At 74.7% G+C, this 4243-nt stretch carries 2 protein-coding genes; both read left to right on the plus strand.

What is annotated here, in order from left to right:
- A partial coding sequence (locus tag ACWJ6R_RS31145) for a condensation domain-containing protein (RefSeq protein WP_449065649.1) occupies window positions 1-1544 on the plus strand: 1544 nt, incomplete at its 5' end.
- The coding region (locus ACWJ6R_RS31150; protein WP_449065650.1) for a non-ribosomal peptide synthetase at window positions 1541-4243 on the plus strand (2703 nt) is incomplete at its 3' end. The genes ACWJ6R_RS31145 and ACWJ6R_RS31150, both read left to right, overlap by 4 nt.

A 4243-nucleotide genomic window follows, 5' to 3' on the forward strand; every position in this document is an offset into this window, starting at 1 on the left:
AGGCGGGGGTGGTGTTCTCGCCGCGGGAGGTGTTCCGGCATCAGAGCGTGCGGGCTTTGGCGGCGGTCGCGACCGAGGAGACGGTGGCGGAGGGCGAGCCGGAGGGCGCGGGGACCGGCCCGGTGGAGCCGACCCCGATCATGCGGTGGCTGGCCGAGCGAGGCGGGCCGATCGGCGGGTTCAGCCAGACGGTGGTGCTGCGGGTCCCGCCGGATCTGGGGCTGGAGGCGCTGGCCGCGGGGCTGCAGGCCGTACTGGACCGGCATGACGCGTTGCGGCTCGTCTGCTCGGGAGCGGAGGCGCTGCGCGGGGACGGCGGAGTGCTGGAGGTGCCGCCGCCCGGGTCGGCACTGACGGACGAGTGCGTGCGCCGGGTGGAGGTCGCGGACGACCCGGAGGAGGCGGTGGCCGAGGCGGCGGCGCGGTCGCGGGCGGAGCTGGATCCGGTGGCGGGCCGGATGGTCCGGGTGGCGTGGCTGGACGCCGGGCCGCAGGCGCCGGGCCGGTTGGTGGTGACGATCCACCATCTGTCGGTGGACGGGGTGTCGTGGCGGATCCTGCTGCCGGACCTGTTCGCGGCCTGGGAGGCGGCACGGAGGGGCGAGACTCCCGCCCTGGCTCCGGTGCCGGTCTCGTTCCGGACGTGGGCGCGGGCGCTGCAGGCGGAGGCAGCGGGCAGGACCGGCGAACTGGACGACTGGATCGACATCCTCGACGGGCCCGACCCCCGCATCGGCCACCGGCCGCTCGACCCGGACAAGGACACCGTCGCGACCGTCCGCACGCTCCGGCTCACGCTGCCGCCCGAGCGGACCGAGCCGCTGCTCACCACCGTCCCGGCGGCCTTCCACGGCCGGACCCTCGACGTGCTGCTCACCGGGCTCACCCTGGCCGTGGCGCACTGGCGCAGGAAACGCGGCGGGCGCGGCACCTCCGTCCTGCTCGACCTGGAGGGCCACGGCCGCGAGGAGATCACCGGCGTCACCGACCTGTCCCGGACCGTCGGCTGGTTCACCAGCCTGTACCCGGTCCGGCTCGACGCGGGCGCCACCGCCTGGACCGACGAGCAGACCGTCACCCGGGCGGTCAAACAGGTCAAGGAGCAGCTGCGGGCCGTCCCGGACAACGGCCTCGGCTACGGCCTGCTCCGCCACCTCGTCCCGGAGGCCGCCGCCGAACTGGACGGGCTCCCCCGGCCGCAGATCGTCTTCAACCACCTCGGCCGGGTCGCGGCAGGGGAGGGCGACTGGAGCGTGGTCCCGGCGGAGCTCGGCGGCCACGACCCGCAGATGCCGGCGGCCCACGTACTGGAGATCAACACGACCGTCCACGACCGCCCGGACGGTCCGCACCTGGAGGCCGTCTGGTCCTGGCCGGACGGGGTGCTCACCGAGGCCGAGGCCGAAGAGCTGGCCGAGACCTGGTTCGACGCGCTCGGCGGACTGGCCGCGCACGGCTCCGGCGGACACACGCCGAGCGACCTCCTGGTCGAACTCGACCAGGACGAGATCGACCGCATCCGGGCCGCCTGGGAGGGCCGATGACGCAGGTCCAGGACATCCTTCCGCTCTCGCCGCTGCAGCGGGGCCTGTTCTTCCACGCCCTGCACGACGAGCACGACGTCTACACCGCCCAGGTGACGCTCGACTTGGAGGGTCCCCTCGACGCGGAGAGGCTGCGGCGGGCCGCCGAACGACTCCTGGACCGCCATCCCAACCTGCGTGCGGGCTTCTGGCACGAGGACCTGGACCGGCCCGTCCAGGTCGTCCCCGGACACGTCGACCTCCCCTGGCGCGAGGTCGAGGGCGCGGACCCCGAGCGGGTGGCCGCCGAGGAGCGGGAGCGCCCCTTCGACCTGACCCGGCCGCCGCTGCTCCGCCTCACCCTGGTCAGGCTCGCGCCGGAGAGGCACCGGCTGATCCTGACCAACCACCACATCCTGCTCGACGGCTGGTCCACCCCGCTCCTGGTCACCGAGCTGCTCGCCCTCTACCTGGGCGTGGAGGCGGCGCCCGCGCCGCCGTACAAGAACTATCTGGCGTGGCTGGCCCGGCAGGACCGGGACGCGGCGCGCCGGGCGTGGGAGCGGGCCCTCGACGGCGTGGACGGGCCGACCCTGGTCGCCCCCGCCGCCGCAAGAGCCTCCGCCCTCCCGCCGGAGCGGGTCCATCTCGAACTGGACGCCGCGCTGACCAGGACCCTCACCCGGACGGCCCGCCGCAACGGCGTAACGATCAATACCGTGCTCCAGGCGAGCTGGGGCATCGTGCTCGCCCAGCTCACCGGCCGCGACGACGTCGTCTTCGGCGCCGTCGTCTCGGGCCGTCCGGCCGAGCTGCCCGGCGTCGAGCGCATGGTCGGACTGTTCGTCAACACCGTCCCGGTCCGGGTGCGGCTCGACCCGGACGAACCCTTCGGCGAGTTACTGGCCCGCCTCCAGGACGAGCAGGCCGAGCTGCTGCCCCACCACCACCTCGGCCTGACCGAGATCCACCGCGGCACCCTGTTCGACACCGTCACCGTGCTGGAGAACTACCCGTTCGACCCGGACGCGGCCGGTGCCTCCCTCGGTGAGCTGCGGCTGACCGGGTTCGGCTCGACCGACGCCCACCACTACCCGCTCGCGCTCGCCGCCGTCCCCGGTGAGCGGCTCACGCTCCGCCTGGACCACCGGCCCGACCTGTTCACCGCCGCGGAGGCGGAACGCCTGCTCGGCCGGGTGCGGCACCTGCTCGCCACGGTGGCCTCGGCGGCGGACACCCCCGTCGGGAACCTCGATCTGCTCCAGGAGGGCGAGCGGCGGCGGATCGTCGAGGAGTGGAACGCCACCGGCGACCCGGTGCCGCGCCGTACACTGCCGGAGCTCTTCGAGGCGGCGGCGGCACGGGACCCCGGCGCGACCGCGCTGGTGGACGGCGCGGCGACCATCACCTACGGCGAGCTCGACGCCCGCGCCAACCGGCTCGCCCGGCTGCTGCGGCGACGCGGCGCCGGACCCGAGCAGGTGATCGCGCTGCTGCTGCCGCGCTCGGCCGGACTGGTCGTCGCGGTGCTGGCCGTGGCCAAGGCGGGCGCCGCCTACCTGCCGGTGGACCCCGGTTACCCCGCCGAGCGGATCACCATGATGCTCGATGACGCCTGCCCGGTCCTGGTGGTCGGCGAAGAGCTGCTCGCCGCCGCGGACGCGTCCGGGATCCCGTCGGAGAACCTCGGAGACGACGAGGTACGGCGCGACCTCCGGCACCCCGCCTACGTGATCTACACCTCGGGCTCCACCGGCCGCCCCAAGGGCGTGGTCGTCACCCACGAGGGCATCGCCGCGTTCGCCGAGTCGCAGCGGGACCGGCTCCGGGTCGGTCCGGACGGCCGGGTGCTCCAGTTCGCCTCGCCGAGCTTCGACGCCTCGGTCATGGAGATGCTCATGGCCTTCGCCGCCGGGGCCGCCCTCGTCATCCCGCCCGAGGGCGTGTACGGCGGTGCGGAGCTGGCCGCGGTGATCCGGGAGCGGCGCGTCACCCATGCGCTGATCCCCCCGGCGACGCTGGCGAGCGTGCCCGCCACCCCGCTGGAAGGCTTCGGCACCCTGGTCGTCGGCGGCGACGCCTGCGGCGTGGACCTGGTGGAGCGCTGGGCCCCCGGCCGGCTGATGGTCAACGCCTACGGCCCCACCGAGGCCACGATCGCCGCCACGATGAGCGGCCCCCTCCGCCCCGGTGAGGTCCCGCCCATCGGATCTCCCGTCCGGGACGCCCGCGTCTACGTGCTGGACGGCCGGCTCCGGCCGGTCCCGGTGGGGGTGCCCGGGGAGCTGTACCTCGCCGGACCGGGCCTCGCCCGTGGCTACCTGGGCCGGTCGGCGTTGACGGCGGAGCGGTTCGTGGCGTGTCCGTTCGGGTCGTCCGGTTCGCCGGGGGAGCGGATGTATCGGACGGGGGATGTGGTGCGGTGGCGTTCCGGTGGGGTGCTGGAGTTTCTGGGGCGGGCGGATGCGCAGGTGAAGGTGCGGGGGTTTCGGATCGAGCCGGGTGAGGTGGAGGCGGTGATCGCCCGGTGTCCGGGGGTGTCGGGGGTGGCGGTGGTGGTGCGGGAGGACCGGCCGGGGGATCGGCGGTTGGTGGCGTACGTGGTGCCGGAGGTGCCGGAGGTTTCGGGGGAGGAGATCGATCCGGCCCGGGTGCGGGGGTTCGCGGCGGGGGTGTTGCCGGAGTTCATGGTGCCGTCGGCGGTGGTGGTTTTGGGGGTG

This window comes from Planomonospora algeriensis (assembly GCF_977012225.1).